Source organism: Anaerobacillus alkaliphilus, assembly GCF_004116265.1.
Taxonomy (GTDB): Bacteria; Bacillota; Bacilli; order Bacillales; family Anaerobacillaceae; genus Anaerobacillus; species Anaerobacillus alkaliphilus.
In genome coordinates, this window is the sequence record NZ_QOUX01000001.1 from 674,317 (window position 1) to 692,047 (window position 17,731).

The following is a 17,731-nucleotide window of genomic DNA, read 5'->3' on the forward strand; positions in this document are numbered from 1 at the left end:
TCCCATTTTCCTTCTGGCTGGAAAATGGTGTTAAATTAAAGTTGAATATCCTAATATCTAATCAAGGAGGAGAAAAATGAAATATCTATTAATATTTGGTCTTGCTTTTGTGCTAGGTTTATTAATTATAAATATCGCAGGGGTAGGGGTTTATTTTCTAACGATTTTGCCGTTTTTGATATATTCTATTTTAATTGGTGTGATTGTTTGGTTTGCAATCAGTTTTATAAAACTTCAACGAGAAAGAAATGAAATACTTGCTGATATCGCTAATAAACTTGAAAAACTATAAACAGGGAATTTGCATTGACATCATCCACTCAAGATTATTCCATAAGTGGGGTAGTAGATTTTTAGAGTTTAATAATACTTGAACGTCGGAGGTGGAGCTAGTGGTCTGGGGTTTCGCAACACATATGATAATATTCTGTTCAATTACGATCAGCATGTATGTTTTATTCCGATCATTCTCGATGATAATTTAAAGGAAATTAATATGGGAGAATGGGAAGGTGAAACCTTTTCTATCCTTGTGTCATGGAAACGTTAGGAGGGGTTAAGCCTAATAATTGTAAGTTGTGTTTAAAAGGGATCATAGAAGAGTTCTATGATCCTTATTGATTGTAAGGTGCGTTGAAAATGGCTCATAGAAAAATTCGATGATTCCTTATTGAGTGTAAGGAGTGGGACAGGGGGACAGGTAACTTGTCCGCCTGCAAAAAAAAAAATGTAATTTTGAAACTTTCCCCTATTAATAACGTCAATAGTAAATAAAGCCAAATTTTTCTAGGGGAAAGGGGGAAATAAATTGAATACTGCTGTTTTCAAGAAGACACATTTTAGTTTATTTTTCCGAAAATGGATCGATGTAGAGGAGAAAGACTTTTTAGCTGCCATTGTTAAACGGTTAAATCAGGGTGAAACCCTATTTGACGTTTCGGGTGAATTTGTTAAGAAGCGAGAACAGGCTAGCTTTGCCTTTAAATTACAATTGAAGTTAGAGGACTTGGGTTATAGCTATGATACAGAACATAAGCGTTGGTTAGAAAAAGACGATCAGACGAGTAAGAATAACAGCATCGACAATCCAATGTTTCAGGTTGTAGACACTGCATTAGATGCGACTGTCACTAGAGACATTGTTACATACTTAAATGAAGGTCATACGATGAAGCAAGCTGAAGTGAAGTTTCAATTAGTAGCACCGAACATACGAAATAAACTAAAGCATGCGGGCTATCGATATGATAACCTCTTTAACATTTGGACAGTTGAGGAAAGAACAAAATTGGTAAAACTGTTAGCTGAGAAATTGCAAAATGAAGAGATATCCTTTGAGGAACTCGAGAAACGTGGAATGAAAGTAGATAAATTAAAAGAAGAGTTTGAAAAGATTAATTTTCCAGTAAATGTTCCACAAGCAAAAGAGTTATCCCAACCTATTGCACCTTTATCAACGACTGAAATTGAAATTTTTCGAAAAATGATAGGGACGTGGGAGTCGCAAACATCTGTAGCACATAATCTTTCGATTACGATTAATCATGAATTACTTCAAAGTCTCGAGGACGTAGCTAAGAATAGAGAGATAACATTGACACAAATTGTGGAAGAAGCACTTGCTCATTATTTGAAAGAAATGAAATAGTAAGGCTATAAGAGATAAAAGTACCAGTCTTACAGTTGGTCTATTATACCTATACCCTTGCAATAATACCATGAAGCTTAAAAAGCATTACTGGCCACAGTAATGCTTTTTTATATGAAAAAAGGAGAAATATGTAGTTTTACAGAATAGTATAAAAGGCATATGAAAACCAAAGGAGTTGTTACATGCACATCGAAATTCAATTAACGAATATAGATACTTCATATATTATTAAGAACTTATACCCACTTTATTTACATGATTTATCAGGTCATTATGGCCATCTTCCAAATCAGCATGGGATTTACGAAGATACGGATGATGTGAAGACATTGAGTGAACAGTACGAGGTTCAAAATATCTGGTGGGAAAAACCTGGTGTATTGTTTCCTTACTTAATTAGGGTCGACGAAAGACCTGCAGGTTTTATCCTAATTGCAACGCCACCCTATTGTAACAAAGGCATTGATTATTTTGTAAATGAATTTTTCTTACTTCAACCGTATCGTGGAAAAGGGATCGCGGAAAAGGCAGCACACCTAGTATTTGATCAACATAGAGGGAAATGGGAGTTATTTACGAATCATTTAGAGGCCAATATTGCAGGGCAGAAGTTTTGGCGAAGAGCTGTGTGTACCTATACGAATGGAAACTACATAGAAGAACTCGGTGAGACGTTTGATGGAATGAAATTGATCTTTCGTTTTGACAATTTGCATGAATAGGAGAGGAAAGATGAAACGAAACTTTTTACTTATTCCTTTTTTTATCTTTGTCGTAACAATCCTTTTTTTCGGAGGGAGATATTGGTTTATCAAAGATACCTTTAAACAGCCTTACAAAGTTGCTGGGATGGTAGTAGAAGAAGCACATCAAGATAAACGTCAAAGTGTACATGTGATTACTGAAGAGGAATGGAGAGAACATACTGAAAACTCTGTTTATAAAATAATTAGGCAACCTCTAGATTGGGAAGAATTTAAAGAGTATATCCAAACATGTGAGAAACAGAAGTTTTCCTCATTACTATATAGCGATGGAAAAGCTGATTATAAAGTGGCAAAAAGTAAATATAAAGGTACTTATAATGAGGTCAATATTGAATGTATCGATTATGCAGCGGAGAGTAATGATGTTCTAGAAGTTAATTATATTACGCTTCTTTTAGAAAAAATAAATGGGGATTGGAAAGTTGTTGGTCAGAGTCGAAATGACGGGATATCTGGTTACTATCATGACTCAGGTCATGCCTTAGATGCAGCGAGGAATTTCATCAATGCGATAAAACATAAAAATGAGGAACAATTACTAGCACTCATTAAATCTTCGAATTTGTATTCTCGCTATGACTTGTCTTATGTAAGTAAAATGATTGAGGGTTTTGAACAGACGTTTGACTTACCTTCACTAGAAGTTGAACTAAATGACAGACCGGCAAATTCGATCGATGGTCAATTTGAATTTGTCTTACATGATGATGGAGAAGAAGACCATGAAGGGATTAATGTGTTTCTCATTCGCTATGAGGGTAATGGTGATATCTATTATAACCATCCTTACATAAGGTATTTCCCGTTTGCTGAAGAAATGGTAACAAAGTATGTAGACCTCATTGTGACTAAAAATGTCGAAGAACTTGGACAATTTATTAAACCAATGGATGGAGGACCAGAAAGAGTAGCAGAAGACCGAATTGCTAGCTATCAGAAATATTTCGGCAATGTTGATCTTGCGGTTCGTCATGAAAAAGGATTTGTTTTTACTGTTGAGAACGAAAAAGGAAAAGAACATCAGATAGAAGTTGTATTTAGCGATGGTCTGATGACCATTGATGATAAGTTTAGTAACTAAGGAGCAAACAATGATATATGGTGATTTTCTTTGTGCAAGCTACATAGCCGTTCAGACTATTCGTCCTGAAAAGTCGGATGGCAATGCAAATGATTTATGTCGGTTTATTAATGGGGAAATCTATCATGCGACTGCTCTATTAGGTCAAATCGAAATGAAATGACTGAATTCCAGACAGAGCTGAAAAGATGGCAACAGATCCTGTTTCAATGTGGAGGAGACTTATATAAGACTGAGGATTTCACGATCGATGGGGAAAAAATTAGATTTTTAACCGACTGGTTGACTCACCTACAAGCAACCGTACAACAACCTAATGGATTTGTTCTGCCTTTTGGACACAAACTTAACCCAATTTTCCATCAGCTAAGTGCAGTAGCAACTCAAGGTGAACGTTGGTATGTTCAAGCCTCAAGGCTGATGCCGCTATCACATGGTGTTCGAACTGTCTTGTACCTTACATCGCAAATTACTTTTTTGTTATCTGTTTATGTGAACGATACCTACGGATTTGAACATGAGTTTGTGTATGAGTAATTTTTGGGACAAACTAAGACAAACCATGTAGAGGAGTTGCATCTATGAAAGTTACAGGGTCAATTATTTCTGGAGAATTTGATGAGCAGATGAATGAGTTTTCCTTAGAGTCAGTCAAACATTTTTTAACAAGATCTACGCTACGTAAAAATCAATTAGATACTCTCTATCAATACCTTACCCTTCACAAAAACGAGGAAGATGGACAGGTGATTACTTTGTATGATCAATTGCCTCTAAGGTTGACACAGGAAGAAACGAGTATGTTTATAGAGGATCTGGATCAAATTAAGAAATTATATCATTAAAAGTGGTGCTCCTGCTTGGCGGGAGCACCACTTCATGTTTTTAAGGATTCGTTGACCATAAGCCTGCAGTTTTAATAAACACTCGCGGATGTAATTTTAGTCCTGCTACAATTAGGTCAGCTAGATCTTCGGGATGCATCACTCTCTCAGCGTCTCCACTAATCAAATTGGCTTCGTACGCTAAATCTGTTACAACTGTACTTGGTGTTAACGCAGTAACACGAATGTTATGCTTTCGCACTTCAAGCATTAACGATTCCGATAGCCCCATTACTGCAAATTTTGATGCACTATAAGCGCTTGTGACAGGAGCTCCTTTTTCACCAGCAGTTGATGCAATGTTCATAATATCTCCAGACTTTCTTTCAATCATATCTGGCAACACTGCGCGAGTTACATTGTAAACACCCATTAAGTTGACTCGGATATTTTTTTCCCATTCCTCGGGTGTAAGATCTAAAAATCCACCAAATTTCGCAGTACCAGCATTGTTAACTAAAATATCAATCGCACCTAAATCTGATTTAATATGCTCAACAGCGTGAGTTACCGCTTCAAGATCACTGACATCGGCTGAAGCAGCTGAAATGGTTACATCATATTGAGAAAGTTCCGCTGCTAACTTTTCAAGATTTTCAAGGTTTAAACCAATTAGCCCTAGGTTAACACCTTCTTTTGCTAGAGCAATCGCGGTTGCTCGTCCAATTCCTCTACCTGCTCCGGTAATTAAAGCAGTTTTTCCATTTAATGATGGCATGTCTGTCACTCCTATAAAAATTAGTCAGGTTAGTGTAACCAGTAAGGATAGTTTTACTAGCCATTATGTAACGTTATCTGATATTATATTTTTATTTTAAAAGATAGAGAAGTACGCACATTTTTTATGCATAGTGTCTAAAAGTATACTATGGGAGTTGGAGGTTAGTAAGATGTCTAGATTAGAAAATAAAGTGTTTCACTGTGAAAAGGAATTAACGTTATCAATCATCGGTGGCAAATGGAAAATGCTTATCTTATGGCATTTAGGTAAAGAGGGTACTAAGAGATTTAGTGAATTAAAGTCACTGATGCCAGCGATTACACAGAGAATGCTAGTCAATCAGTTGAGGGAGCTCGAGGAGGACAACATTGTCGCACGAAAGGTGTATCCTGTCGTTCCACCAAAAGTTGAGTATTCTCTGACCGCTCAAGGGGAAACGTTGATGCCGATCCTTGATTCGATGTATGAATGGGGAAAAAATTATATAGAAGGTACGTTGGAAAATAGGGCAGAGTAAGCGGTATACTTTTTGTTACTAAGTGAAACAAAAGTGTGTACTTGTGAAAAACTTGCTTATAACTAATAATGTTGGTAATACAATTGGAAGGAGTTTTGAAATGGAATACATAAGAATTAATAATATTGAAGACCCGTTATTTAAACAAATGCATGATTTAATGAAGGAAGTATTTCCTCCTGAGGAAGTGTTAGAGTTTAGTCTTTGGAAAGAGCCGCTAGAGGATCCGGGAATTCGCGTATTTGTAGCTGTTCACGAAGGAAAAGTGGTTGGTTCTACGGAATACCGCTATTATGAGGATTTCAATGTAGCAATGACTGACTTTACGATTATCGGTCAAGCAGGACTTGGAATAGGACCGTTCCTTGCACAGAAGCGAATGGCAGATTTAAAAGAGTTAGCGTCGGCGAATGGTAAGCAGTTATCTGGAATGTTCGCTGAGATTTATGATCCATACCGTGTCGAAGACCATGATTTTGGCGGCGTTAAGCCAATGGACCCTTACGTACGCCGTGAAGTGCTGGCACATCTTGGCTACAAGAAAATTGATTTTACATACGTTCACCCATCTTGGAACAATGATGGCGAAGCGGTAGAAGGCTTAGACTTATGTTTTATGCCACTAGAAGATGGCATGACTGACATCTCAGCTGATTTAGTAGTTCAATTCCTAAAACGTTACTATGCTGTGTTACCAAACAAACCACAATCTTGGATTGCGATGGTAGAAGAGTTAGAAACGAAAGAGAAGTTGGCTTTATTAGCAATTTAATTAAAAGGTGGGGGACGATTCGATTGAGTCGTCTTCTTTTGTTGTGGCACTTCAATTATCATTTTTCCTTATCTGTGATACAATCGTAGAATATAAGTTCGTGTTCGTAACCCCTAGGAAGGAGCAGTTTACTTGAATATCAAATTAAATCAAAAGCTGATTAAAGATATGTGTGGAACGGTCTCCTTCAAAAAAGGGGACTCATTTTATCGTGCCAATAAGGTTACATTCCAGGAATATGATGTTGATCGTTGTGCCGCTACAGTATCTGGTACAGAAGACTTTCATGTTTTGATTGAACGTGATCCCACTGGATCGATTACAAGAAGCTGTAACTGTCCGAAGCTTGCTTCTTTTCAAAAGGACTGCCAGCACATTGCTGCGGTGTTACTTTCAATTAATGAACATCAACGCAACGGAACCAATCCTGTAAATAGAGCTGAAACTGATCTAGCTCAAGGCTTCTTAAATATCTTTAAAAATCAACCAAAGCGCACAAGCTCGAAGCAACTTCATTTTGAAAAAAGAGACATAATCGAAGTAGAATTTTTTTGTCGACCGGTTACGATTGGTACGAATGAAACTCTACTTGGTATTGAAATGAAGGTGGCAGAAAGTTATGTGCAACAGATAAGACTCTTTCTCGAACGAGTAAAGTCTGGGAAAGCGACATACCTTTCGCCGCTATTTAAATATGACCCAACCCTGCATTGCTTTCACAGGGAAGTTGATGAAATTATTCAACAGTTAATTCAAGTCAGCCATGATGAACTTGTATATTTAGACGAAACAGGACATCGCTCTGATTACTTAGGAAATCAGCAGCTTCTATTAATTCCGCCATCTTCGTGGGACAGGCTCTCACAGCTGCTCAAAGGTTCACCATATGTTAAAATCATCGGTCAAGAGAAAACCTATGAGTCATTACAAGTATCAACAGATCGACTTGACCTACAGTTTGACTTTCTGAAAAGTAAAGGAAGCAAGGCGTTTCAGCTTAGGATTAATGGTCTTGAGCATATGGTGTTACTCACACCATACCAATCAGTGTTAACCAATGGTACCCTAACAAAGCTTGAAAAAGATGACTCAAAACGGCTTTCGGACCTTAAGAAAATGTTAGAACAATCAGGGACAAATCAAATTCCGATATCAGAGGACCAGGTTCCTTTTTTTCTAGAAAAAGTAGTTCCTGGGCTCAAAAGGCTTGGGGATGTTGAGATATCCGGGCTTGTTTCAGAAGCAAATAAACCGTTAGTTGCGAAACTCTTTTTGGATAGGGTAAATCATCGTTTACTAGCTGGACTAGAATTTCACTATGAACATATCGTCATTAATCCTTGTGAAAACCGTGAACCGAAAACGAGTTCTCTTTTAATCAGGGACGTTAAGAAAGAAGATACGATTTTAGAGATCATGGAGGAAAGTGAGTTTGTTCAAACCGATGGCGGTTACTATCTGCAAAATGAAGAGCTAGAATATGAGTTCCTCTATTATGTCGTGCCAAAACTAGAGCAGCTTGTGCAGGTCTATGCGACCACAGCGGTAAAACTTCGAATTTTTAAAGGAAATATGTTTCCGAAAATACGGATTAAGGCCAAAAAAGAACGGACCAACTGGTTAGAGTTTAAATTCGAGATCAATGGGAAAGAGGAACGGGAAATTCGTGAGATCCTAGAAGCATTAGAGGAAAAGCGGAGATATTACCGTCTACGTGACGGCTCACTTTTATCTCTACAAACGAAGGAATTCGATGACATCCGCCAATTTCTCGAAAGACTACCTGGGAATAGTGAAGATCTTATTAATGGCTTAGATGTGCCAGTCGTAAAAAGTCTTCCGTTTTTAGATGCGGTGAATGATGAGCAGATCTTTCAGCTTGAGGAATCGTTTAGGCAGTTTCTTGAAACGATTCGTAACCCGGGGAAGATAGAGTTCGAGGTACCTCAAACCTTAGAAACCATCCTACGAGACTATCAAAAGCAAGGCTACCAATGGATGAAAACGTTGGCTCACTTTGGGTTTGGAGGAATTCTTGCGGATGACATGGGCTTAGGGAAAACTATCCAAAGTATTACCTACATTGTTTCTGAACTTCCAACGATTCGTGAAAAGAAACAGCCAGTTCTCATCGTCTGTCCGTCATCACTAACATACAATTGGCTGAGTGAGATCTTGAAGTTTGCACCTGATCTAAGAGCTGTCATCATTGATGGTCAGAAGAAACAACGAGAGAATAACCAGAAAGATGCTATCAGTGCAGATGTGGTGATCACTTCCTACCCGCTCTTGCGAAAGGATATTCATTGGTTTGAAAAACAAGAGTTTCATACCGTCTTTTTCGATGAGGCACAAGCGTTTAAAAATCCGGTCACGCAAACCGCACGTTCAGTACAGAAAATCAAAGCGAATTACCGTTTTGCTCTTTCAGGAACCCCGGTGGAAAACTCGTCTGTAGAGCTTTGGGCAATTTTTCATGTCGTATTCCCAGAATTATTCCAAGGATTAAAAGACTACAGTTTTCTCCCGCATGAAACAATTGCGAGACGAATTCGGCCGTTTTTACTAAGACGGGTAAAGGAAGATGTACTCGCTGAGCTCCCTGAAAAAGAGGAGACATTGGAAACTGTTGAGCTGCTTCCAGATCAAAAACATTTATACGGAGCGTATTTGGCAAAACTCCGGCAGGAAACGCTAAAGCATTTAGATAAAGAGACGATTCGGAAAAATCGGATTCGAATTTTGGCAGGCTTAACCCGACTACGACAGATTTGTTGCCACCCAGGCTTGTTTGTAGATGGCTACAAAGGAAGTTCTGCAAAATTTGAACAGTTGATGCGCATTGTTGACGAGGCAAGAATATCGGGAAGACGTGTATTAATTTTTTCACAATTCACGAAAATGTTAGAGTTGATCTCACGAGAATTCGCCGTCAAGGACATTCCGTTCTTTTATCTAGATGGTCAAACTCCATCCGAGGAACGAGTGGAGATCTGCCAACGGTTTAACGAAGGCCAAAGAGACTTTTTTTTAATCTCCTTAAAAGCAGGCGGGACAGGACTGAATTTGACTGGAGCAGATACGGTTATCTTGTATGATTTATGGTGGAACCCTGCAGTAGAGGAACAAGCTGCAGATCGAGCACATCGAATTGGACAGGAAAATGTCGTCCAGGTAATTAAATTAGTAGCGAAGGGAACCATTGAGGAAAAGATTAATGAACTCCAGGAGAAAAAACGTCATTTAATAGAAGAAATTATTAATACAGACTCTAAGGGTAAAGCAACTTTAACTGAAGATGACATTCGAGAAATACTGACGTGAAGGAACGCAACGGTTGTAAAGCTATTGCGTTTTTTTCGGTTTGTAAAACTTTCCAGAAAACTAACCACTTTCTCTATGTTAGACTAGAGAGATAGGAAATGTAAGGAAGTGGTAGGATGATAGTAATTACACTTATTAGTGTACTAGTAGTTATCTTGATAGGTTGGACAATGGCAAAGGATGATGAAGAACTTCTTATTTTGAAGCTAATCGGATATTTGCTTTTAGGTGGATTTAGTTTTGGGATTAATGGTTTTCCAATACCATTAGGGTTTATTATTTTTCTGTTTCTGAACATAAATGAAAACTCTGACGCAAAGACCTTCGTACATATTGCAGGATTAATAGGGTTAATTATTAACTTTCTGTTCTTTTAATCAAAGACTGTGAGACTAATCAGTTTGTGCAGTTAGAACTATTTAGTTTAAGAAGAACATTTGCGAAAACATAAGGGGGACTTACATAGATGTATTATAGTAAGGAAGAATTAGAAAAGATTAGAAAACAGGGTGAGGAAAAGTTAGAGAAATTAGGGTTAGATAAAGTGAAAGACAAAAATGGCCGTAAATACAAAGCTAATGATTTTCAAGTTAGCTGTGTACACTGTAAACACGATAAGTTTGAGCAAAGTAGTGCTTTACTTAATACAAGGGGAATGTCATATTTGGGTTTGGATTGGTTAAATAATTCAGCTAGTACGTTAATGTGCAAGCGTTGCGGTTTCATCCATTGGTTTGGGATTGGGTTAACGGAGATTGAGGATGAAACAAAATAACATATTGTTAAGCTTGCAGTGTGTTTCGATTGAAACACACTGCTTTTCAATTAAACGACTTTCGCAAATTTGTTTCTCAGTAAATAAACAAAGAGAAACATGGCTAACGGAACAAGATAGTTGATCAATTCTAGTTGAATAGATGGTGTTCCGAAGTTGGTGATAATTATTCCAGCATTGGAGCTACCAAGGGTTCCGTTAAATATCCCGTAGCAAACGTTCAGACCCCAATGGATACCAGTGGTTGCCCAAATCGAGCCAGTTTTATAAATTGCATAGGTTAACGAAAGTCCGAGGATGAGTGAAAATAGCGTATTGGAGATGCTAAATCCTTCATTCCAGACGTCGTCTAGGGCGTAGAGTGTAATCGATATCATGAATACCCATTTCAATGGAATTCGCTCTTTTAAATGTCCGAAAACATAACCGCGGATGATGATGTCGTTTAAAAAGGATCCGATGAAAAATGTGAGCATAACCATGAATAGTGTCATGAACATATTTACTAACGGCATAACTCCAGTTACTTCAAATCCTCCCAAAAGATAGACAAGCATATACTTGATCAGCCAAAAGAAAAAACCAATAGCAAATCCGATCGCCAGATTTTTCCCCCATTTTGAATGGAAGTTAATTCCGACTTGATGAAAATCTTTTAGTTTAGTAAGTTTTAAGATCCCTTTTAATAATGGAAAAAACAAGAGGACTAGTAAAACTTGTAACCAAAATTGACTTGATGTCGCAATGCCGATGTTCAAATACAGATTTAGAACAATAAATCCTGCCAATACTTTGCCATAATAGCTCATATGTATCTCCTGAGTTCTTTTTCTTCCTATCATAAGCAATAAAGTGAGTGTTGACTAGTAGGTTTTGAAAATATTTCCTGTAAGATGTTAGGTAACTGTTTTTGTGGCACCGTCGTTTTTTTTACCAATGTACTGGAAAATGGTGTTAAAATAAGGGTAATTAATTTATCTTTTTCTTGGACTTCAATAATGATAGTTTGTAGGAGTGAGTAGTGTTGAAAAAAGTAAAAGTATTTTTGGGTATTGGAATGGTTATTTCAATAATTGTCTTATCGTATCAATTGGTAGAAGCTAACACTAAAATACAATCTTATAAGGAAAAGGAAGTTAGTGCATTTTCTTTTGCCATTTTAAATTATTCTAACGTACTATCCTCTATAGCAATGACATTAGCAGATTATAACGAGGATTTTACAGAAGGAGAACGAGTTTTGTATGAAAGACTTTTGTCATCCCATGGATATAGGCTAAATCACATAGGGCGTGAATTGACTTCATTAAGACAGCTTTATCCAGAGGATTTGATCTACGAACAGTATGTCTATTTTATCGAGCACCTATTATTTCATACGAAAAGAAACTTTCCTGAGAGTAGAAGGCACGAAATAGGAGAAGTCATTCTAGAGTATAGTGACCAAATTAGGATTTTTAGTTTTGATACAAAAAAACTACTCTCGAATGATATAGAAATGAGAAGATTACTAGATTTAATCAGTGCGATGAATGAGGATGTTTCAAAATTTGTTTATTAACTATTTTTTGATGAAACATGGAGTGTTATGGAAATTTTACAAGTGGATATGGTATACAAGGCCTTGCTTAACGCTTGGTCATTGCAATCAAGTTCAAAATGGCTGGAAGATAACCCTACCAAAGGACAATGTGGGGTAACTGCATTAGTTGTAAATGATTTATTAGGGGCTGAGATAAGAAAAACGAAACTTGATGAGTGTTGGCACTATTATAATTTTATAGATGGAGAACGCTATGATTTTACAGCGTCACAATTTTCTGAAGCGATTGCGTATACAGATCTACCATCGAAGCGAGAAGAGGCTTTTACGGATACAAACTCAAAACAATATCACTATCTAAAACAAAGTGTCATGGACTATCTAAAGAATACATAAGTAAGTATGAAGTGGTGAGAAGTTATTTAATCTTGTGTGGTTTTTTCGAAGGTTATGTTACCGTGATAGAAAATGTAGAAAGGTGATGATAGACGTGGGTGTAAAGATAGCGAATTCTAGCAATATAGAAGATCTAGTTCAAATTGACCGAGAAGTCATTGGGGATGATCATAGACGAGAGTTTATTAGAATGGCAGTTGAGGAGGAGCGATGTCTGATCATAGCAAGTGAGTATGCGGTTGAAGGGTTTTTAATCCATGATAAGAATTTTTTCAATAGCAGCTTTATTTCTTTAGTTATTATAGCACCATCGGCTAGACGTAAGGGCCGTGCATCTGCTTTGTTGCAGCATTTTGTCAGTATAGCGCCTACCGAGAAGGTATTCTCATCAACTAATCTATCAAATCAAGCTATGAAGAAGGTCTTCGAGGCAAACGGCTTTGTACAGAGTGGTACTATTGATAATCTAGACGATGGAGACCCTGAACTCATTTACTTTAAGATGAAATAACGGTTGTTACAGCTTTACTTCTGGAGGAGTAAGGCTTTTTTTTATTTAATAAATTGGAAAATAGTGTTAATATAATTGAGGGTGTGGTCGCGATTAGTGACTTATTTTACCAGGTCCTTACAGAATGGGTCACTAATAAAAGCGATTAGTGAGCGAGTTTACCAGATCCTTACAGAATGAGGCATTAATAAAGGCGATTAGTGATCGGGTTTACCAGAACTTTACATATTGAGACACTAAAAAGGGTAATTAGTGTCTGATTTTACCAGATCCTTACATATCGGATCACTAATAAAGGTTATTAGTGCCTTTACCGGAACTTTACAGGCCAACTATTTAAATTAGGAGCTGTGATAAGAGATGGAACAAATAAAGCAAGTATTAAAGGAATACTTTGAGGCGTGGAACAAAGGTTTTATTTCTAAGGATGGCGAGGGTATCCGAGCGTTTATGTCCGAGAGTTTGGTAGGGCATTGGGCGCATTCAAACTTAGAGAAACCAGACAACTACTACTATGATTACGATCTTCATAGTGTTCTAGTGCAGATGGATGATGCAGAAAAAAGTTTTGAAACCTTATCAATTACTGAACGTAAAAATGGGTATGAATATGTAATTTTAGGAAGAGAGACTAATGTAATTAAGGGAGAACCGTTCAGAGCGCAATGTATGTTTGTCTGGCGTAAAGAAGATGCAGGTTGGAAATTAGTAAGAGAATATATTGAGTTGGAGAGATGATACGAGAACTAATTGAACAAGGTGGGAAGTTATGAAAACTTTAATTTACATATCAGCACTGTTTTTTATGCCGTTTTTTTCATATATTTTCTTACGAAGTTTGTTTTTGGTTATTACATTCATGAAAGAGGAAAATAAATACAAAAGGGATCAAGCGATTGTGACCACCTGTATTTTCTTTGCTTTAATCATGTGGACATTTAGTAGTCTAATTTTAATGATTGGTCATTGGTAAAAGTATGTTAAATATATACGCATAGGAGGAGTTATGAATCCGTACAAAAGTGGTGTTCTACTCATTTCATTTCTAACTATTTTATATGCAATAATCGCAATCATTTTCACTTTAAATGATAGTTTCCTACGCAGTGATTTTGTCTCGGACGTGATGGCTATTAAAGGAGTAGGAAATGATGTTCCTGTGGCACTTGGAGTGGCTATGAGCTTTATTTGGTTGCTGTTTGGAGCTGTATATTTGAAAAATAAGAAAGTGCCTCTGGCTCAGGAAACTGGTCAGGCGAGGGAGCTTATTGCTGCTACCAATGAAAGCGTTGAAACACGAAATATGGTCAACAACGATCAGCGGTTGAATACAAAGCTAGTTTGGTATATGATAGGATCTTTTATTTTCGGTGGGTTATTGACCGTCTCCCTCATTGACGCTAATTTCTACATTAATAAATATTCAGAAGCTAAGCTGCTAGAATTTCGAATCGCTACAGTAGGATTTGCGCTCAGCTATTTTTTGATTGCCTACATGTATTTTCAAAAAAAATAGAGCGGGGTGAAAGCATGAACTGGCTGTTGTTAATAATTGGCATAGTCTTATTACTATTAATTGTAAAATGTCTTGCTATCATTGAGAAGAAAAAAACAAACTCGATGGCAAGTGAAATTAAACAGAACGCTTTAATGGTACCTTTGGGTGTTGGATTGATACTTCTGATTGCTTTAATCCCCTATCAGGTGTGGGTTATATTTGGTAGGCCAGTTGGTTGGGAAATAATCTATATTTTTGGATTTTCTATTATGGTAACTGTCACTCTATGTTTCTGGTATTATTATCGCCAAATGAAACATAGAATTGCACATTCATAGCTTATTTGTAGTAGAAGGGAAGATAGTGGTGGGAAGTAAGTTGAACATAAGAATAAAATTCATAACGTTTATGCTGGTAATTTTCGTGCTCAATGGTTGTGTACTCGTCGATGGTGGTTCACTTAAGTCAGAGTTAGAACTTAATTATAATACAATGTTTGGCACAGATTTTGATTATTTAGGACGTGTTGAGGTAATTGAGGTTAGTAATGATCATATAGTTGTTCAGATGAGTGCAGAGGAATTCCATTCCAGATATTTACAAAACTCTAAGCCAGTAGAGCAAACTTTAAACCTCAACAATGAGTATTCCATCAGAGTAACAGCAATAGACGACCCGATGTATCGCAAAGGTCAAAAAGAAGCATTATTAACATATGATATTGAAAGTAAAGTGATTTGCAGTAAGAAAAAGTGTGTTGAAATTTCACAAGACATTGAAGGTTGGTGATTAACATGTTTAAATGGCCAGTTATCATTTATGTTCTAGTATGTATCATCGCTATCGTTATTCCTGCATCGGAAGGGTATCAATTTATTGGTTGGAAGCTATTTGTTGGGCAGGCATATGCAATTCCAGCCTTTATCGTTTCCTTAATCATCTTTAGGATCTTCAAAGGAAATAAAGCAGTTCAAGATTAGTGTGTAAAATTGTTGTAAATTTCTGAAACCTTCTTCCTTCCTTGTACGTAGTAGTACTTGAAAGGAGGAATTTTTTATGGTGAAACTTATAGCTATGATCTTATTCGTATTAATTGTTGAATTAGGAATTTTATTTGGTATTTCATTTTATTTTGAGGTAGACCTACTTAGCACGTTGTTTTTTGGGGCAGTTTTTTTCGTGTTTATTTCTTACCTAATGAGTTCATCAGGAGACATGTTTACAAGAGGGCAGGAGGCTGCAGCTTTTCAAGCATCTGGTGGTAGGTATATTCCGAAGTACGAAAAATTCACTATGCAAATTGGTCCATTTATGATTGGGTCTGTACTTTGTTTTGTTGTTTATTTAGTTTTATCTTATTTTTAAAAAAACGGACATCAAAGATGCCCGTTTTTAGCTTGCTTTTGTAAGGAGTTTCTGTTTCGTTTTATAGTTACTGGCAACGAGGATGATAACACAGGTTGTAAGAATAAGTGCACCATGTAAAATCCAAACCATCGCTGGCATAGACGTTTTTTCAAGTAAGATGGGTGCGACAAGAAATCCTAGGGCAAAGCCTAACGACTTCAATAGCATTCCAACACCAAAAATTCGACCACGGATATGGTTTTCAGATTTTTGTAAAATCGTAGCATGCAATGTCGTAAAGGCTGCATCAAAAATTCCAGTGAAAAAGGCAAACGGAAAGATGATCCAAACCATCGTTGTTGATAGAAAAATGATAAAGCCTGTTGACATAAGGATTGCTGAACCAAAGCAAACCCAATAGAGTTGTTTTTCAATAAAGGGTTTAATTCTAGGTAAAATCATTGTTGCGAAGACAGAACCCAGTCCCCAAACAGCCCAAATCATTCCATAGAAGAAGCCTTGTCTCTCAACATGGATCATTTCTGCTAAGAGAGGAATTCCTAGATTGTGAGAGCTTCCTGCAAATGCCCCGACAAGAAAGACAACATTGACCATCATCAGCATTGGGGCAACTGTTAAGTATTTATACACTTCTTTAATGTCGTGAAAAATACTAATTACTTTTTCTTTTACACCTGAAGCGACAGCTATAACTCTATTAGCTGAACCGGTTTCCCAATTCATTTTTAAAAGGACTAAAGCTGAAATAAGGTAGGTGGATGCATCAATTAGTAGGGTAATTTTATAGCCTAAAAAATCAGTTATTAGTGCTGCTCCAATAAACCCTGCTACTAAACTAATGGATGTTAATCTAGCAACCAATGCATTCGTTTGTAAAATTTTATCCTCACCAAAGATTGTCGGAACCTCTGAGCTAAAGCTTACTGCAAAAAATGTATTGGTAAAACCGATTAGGAATGAAACGACAATAATAAGGGTCGGGTTCGGAAACGGAATTAAAATAAGAATGATTAAAGCTCTAAGAACATTTGTGATAATCATGATATATCTTCGATTATAACGGTCAGCAACAACACCTGAAAATAGACTGGATAAAACACCTCCAAATGTTCGTGCCGCCATTGCAGCTGCAAGATAGACGGGACTGCCTGTCGCAGCATAAATAAGGACATTTAACACAATCATGTCCATAAAATTTCCAAAATCAGAAAAAGCCTTTACATATAAAAATAGTTTACGATTCATGCTGCTGTTTTCTCCTTTAACTGACTAAAATGTCACTAACCATCATTGTAATGAGATTCTTGTTATTTCGCAATACGAAGTTTTGAAAAACAGAGGGAAGTTTTCGCGTGTGTTCATAGTTATATAGTAATTCAGTTAGAAAGGGTGCTAAGACTATGAAACGTAATGTTTTTCTTTGGTTGGCATTTTTGATTTTGGGCGTGTATATCATTGCACTTCCTGATGATGGGCCACGCTGGATCACATTTAGTGAAGTTCATGGTCCAGGTTTCGTTGATCTGATAGGAATTGTCTTAGTAATCATCGGTTGGCTACTATTCGTTAAAGTACTATGGGATCGACGATCGAAATTACTACACTTTAATGGTGGGCTTTCATTGTCCATTGTATTGCTTTTGTTTGGTTTTAGCTTTGTGCTGATTGTAGCTTCTGTGGCGTCTGATTTTCTTTTTTGGTGGGTAGTAGGAATTATCATTGTTAATTTGATCCAAGTGTTATGTCTATTGATTGTAAGTAAATGGGAATTACCGAAGTATGAGGGAGCTAAGGGTGACAACTGAATAGAGGTTATCGCTTTTATTTGTCGAAGTATATGACAGAAGAGTTTCTCAAGACTGACCACTACCAACAGTGAGTTTTGGGATTCTGATATGCTAATCATCGAGGATGAATAATTAC

General features: G+C 36.9%; 26 protein-coding genes. 23 read left to right on the forward strand and 3 right to left on the reverse strand.

What is annotated here, in order from left to right:
• The first annotated feature begins 76 nt into the window (after positions 1–76).
• From DS745_RS03745 to DS745_RS03770, 7 genes are all read left to right on the forward strand, one after another.
• Positions 77–292: a hypothetical protein gene (locus DS745_RS03745; RefSeq protein WP_129076851.1), complete on the forward strand. Its 216-nt coding sequence runs from the start codon at positions 77–79 to the stop codon at positions 290–292.
• 516 nt (positions 293–808) lie between these two features.
• Positions 809–1,648, forward strand: coding sequence for a hypothetical protein (locus tag DS745_RS03750; RefSeq protein ID WP_129076852.1), 840 nt, complete (start codon positions 809–811; stop codon positions 1,646–1,648).
• A gap of 185 nt (positions 1,649–1,833) precedes the next feature.
• Positions 1,834–2,373, forward strand: a complete 540-nt coding sequence (locus DS745_RS03755; RefSeq protein ID WP_129076853.1) for a GNAT family N-acetyltransferase — start codon at positions 1,834–1,836, stop codon at positions 2,371–2,373.
• 10 nt (positions 2,374–2,383) lie between these two features.
• The gene (locus DS745_RS03760; RefSeq protein WP_129076854.1) at positions 2,384–3,499 is read left to right on the forward strand and encodes a hypothetical protein; all 1,116 of its coding nucleotides are present in this window, start codon (positions 2,384–2,386) and stop codon (positions 3,497–3,499) included.
• A gap of 10 nt (positions 3,500–3,509) precedes the next feature.
• On the forward strand, positions 3,510–3,662 hold the full coding sequence (locus tag DS745_RS24500; RefSeq protein WP_161568169.1) for a hypothetical protein: 153 nt from the start codon (positions 3,510–3,512) through the stop codon (positions 3,660–3,662).
• Positions 3,659–4,036, forward strand: coding sequence for a hypothetical protein (locus tag DS745_RS03765; protein ID WP_129076855.1), 378 nt, complete (start codon positions 3,659–3,661; stop codon positions 4,034–4,036). The genes DS745_RS24500 and DS745_RS03765 overlap by 4 nt, the downstream gene beginning before the upstream one ends.
• A gap of 44 nt (positions 4,037–4,080) precedes the next feature.
• Positions 4,081–4,344, forward strand: coding sequence for a hypothetical protein (locus DS745_RS03770; RefSeq protein WP_129076856.1), 264 nt, complete (start codon positions 4,081–4,083; stop codon positions 4,342–4,344).
• A 40-nt stretch (positions 4,345–4,384) separates the two neighbouring features.
• On the opposite strand, the gene DS745_RS03775 is transcribed toward DS745_RS03770, so the two are convergent.
• Positions 4,385–5,101 carry a 3-ketoacyl-ACP reductase gene (locus DS745_RS03775; protein ID WP_129076857.1) on the reverse strand — a complete coding sequence of 239 codons (717 nt, stop codon included), beginning with the start codon at positions 5,099–5,101 and terminating at the stop codon, positions 4,385–4,387.
• Positions 5,102–5,273: 172 nt separating this feature from the next.
• On the opposite strand from DS745_RS03775, the gene DS745_RS03780 reads away from it, so the two are divergent.
• The 5 genes from DS745_RS03780 to DS745_RS03800 all read left to right on the forward strand — a co-directional run bounded on the left by DS745_RS03780 (position 5,274) and on the right by DS745_RS03800 (position 10,492).
• Complete coding sequence (locus DS745_RS03780; protein ID WP_129076858.1) at positions 5,274–5,621, forward strand: winged helix-turn-helix transcriptional regulator; 348 nt, start codon at positions 5,274–5,276, stop codon at positions 5,619–5,621.
• 100 nt (positions 5,622–5,721) lie between these two features.
• On the forward strand, positions 5,722–6,393 hold the full coding sequence (locus DS745_RS03785; protein WP_129076859.1) for a GNAT family N-acetyltransferase: 672 nt from the start codon (positions 5,722–5,724) through the stop codon (positions 6,391–6,393).
• Between the two features lie 132 nt (positions 6,394–6,525).
• Positions 6,526–9,717: a DEAD/DEAH box helicase gene (locus DS745_RS03790; protein WP_129076860.1), complete on the forward strand. Its 3,192-nt coding sequence runs from the start codon at positions 6,526–6,528 to the stop codon at positions 9,715–9,717.
• Between the two features lie 116 nt (positions 9,718–9,833).
• The gene (locus tag DS745_RS03795; RefSeq protein WP_129076861.1) at positions 9,834–10,094 is read left to right on the forward strand and encodes a hypothetical protein; all 261 of its coding nucleotides are present in this window, start codon (positions 9,834–9,836) and stop codon (positions 10,092–10,094) included.
• Between the two features lie 89 nt (positions 10,095–10,183).
• Complete coding sequence (locus tag DS745_RS03800; protein WP_206662910.1) at positions 10,184–10,492, forward strand: hypothetical protein; 309 nt, start codon at positions 10,184–10,186, stop codon at positions 10,490–10,492.
• A 50-nt stretch (positions 10,493–10,542) separates the two neighbouring features.
• Here the strand turns inward: DS745_RS03800 and DS745_RS03805 are convergent, their stop codons facing one another.
• Positions 10,543–11,301: a CPBP family intramembrane glutamic endopeptidase gene (locus tag DS745_RS03805; protein ID WP_161568170.1), complete on the reverse strand. Its 759-nt coding sequence runs from the start codon at positions 11,299–11,301 to the stop codon at positions 10,543–10,545.
• Positions 11,302–11,516: 215 nt separating this feature from the next.
• Here DS745_RS03805 and DS745_RS03810 point away from each other — a divergent pair, with 215 nt between their 5' ends.
• The 10 genes from DS745_RS03810 to DS745_RS03855 all read left to right on the forward strand — a co-directional run bounded on the left by DS745_RS03810 (position 11,517) and on the right by DS745_RS03855 (position 15,805).
• Complete coding sequence (locus DS745_RS03810; RefSeq protein ID WP_129076863.1) at positions 11,517–12,053, forward strand: hypothetical protein; 537 nt, start codon at positions 11,517–11,519, stop codon at positions 12,051–12,053.
• Positions 12,054–12,080: 27 nt separating this feature from the next.
• Complete coding sequence (locus DS745_RS03815; protein ID WP_129076864.1) at positions 12,081–12,431, forward strand: YunG family protein; 351 nt, start codon at positions 12,081–12,083, stop codon at positions 12,429–12,431.
• Positions 12,432–12,525: 94 nt separating this feature from the next.
• Complete coding sequence (locus DS745_RS03820; protein ID WP_241657702.1) at positions 12,526–12,942, forward strand: GNAT family N-acetyltransferase; 417 nt, start codon at positions 12,526–12,528, stop codon at positions 12,940–12,942.
• Between the two features lie 360 nt (positions 12,943–13,302).
• Positions 13,303–13,680: a nuclear transport factor 2 family protein gene (locus tag DS745_RS03825; protein WP_129076866.1), complete on the forward strand. Its 378-nt coding sequence runs from the start codon at positions 13,303–13,305 to the stop codon at positions 13,678–13,680.
• 31 nt (positions 13,681–13,711) lie between these two features.
• Complete coding sequence (locus tag DS745_RS03830; protein WP_129076867.1) at positions 13,712–13,915, forward strand: hypothetical protein; 204 nt, start codon at positions 13,712–13,714, stop codon at positions 13,913–13,915.
• A gap of 33 nt (positions 13,916–13,948) precedes the next feature.
• Positions 13,949–14,458: a hypothetical protein gene (locus DS745_RS03835; protein WP_129076868.1), complete on the forward strand. Its 510-nt coding sequence runs from the start codon at positions 13,949–13,951 to the stop codon at positions 14,456–14,458.
• A 14-nt stretch (positions 14,459–14,472) separates the two neighbouring features.
• Positions 14,473–14,778, forward strand: coding sequence for a hypothetical protein (locus DS745_RS03840; RefSeq protein WP_129076869.1), 306 nt, complete (start codon positions 14,473–14,475; stop codon positions 14,776–14,778).
• Between the two features lie 40 nt (positions 14,779–14,818).
• Positions 14,819–15,229, forward strand: a complete 411-nt coding sequence (locus tag DS745_RS03845; protein WP_129076870.1) for a hypothetical protein — start codon at positions 14,819–14,821, stop codon at positions 15,227–15,229.
• Positions 15,230–15,234: 5 nt separating this feature from the next.
• Positions 15,235–15,420, forward strand: coding sequence for a DUF4017 family protein (locus DS745_RS03850; protein ID WP_129076871.1), 186 nt, complete (start codon positions 15,235–15,237; stop codon positions 15,418–15,420).
• A 76-nt stretch (positions 15,421–15,496) separates the two neighbouring features.
• On the forward strand, positions 15,497–15,805 hold the full coding sequence (locus DS745_RS03855; protein ID WP_129076872.1) for a hypothetical protein: 309 nt from the start codon (positions 15,497–15,499) through the stop codon (positions 15,803–15,805).
• 27 nt (positions 15,806–15,832) lie between these two features.
• Here DS745_RS03855 and DS745_RS03860 read toward each other — a convergent pair whose 3' ends face one another.
• On the reverse strand, positions 15,833–17,053 hold the full coding sequence (locus tag DS745_RS03860) for an MFS transporter (protein ID WP_129076873.1): 1,221 nt from the start codon (positions 17,051–17,053) through the stop codon (positions 15,833–15,835).
• 155 nt (positions 17,054–17,208) lie between these two features.
• Here DS745_RS03860 and DS745_RS03865 point away from each other — a divergent pair, with 155 nt between their 5' ends.
• Complete coding sequence (locus DS745_RS03865) at positions 17,209–17,613, forward strand: hypothetical protein (protein WP_129076874.1); 405 nt, start codon at positions 17,209–17,211, stop codon at positions 17,611–17,613.
• Positions 17,614–17,731 lie beyond the last annotated feature (118 nt).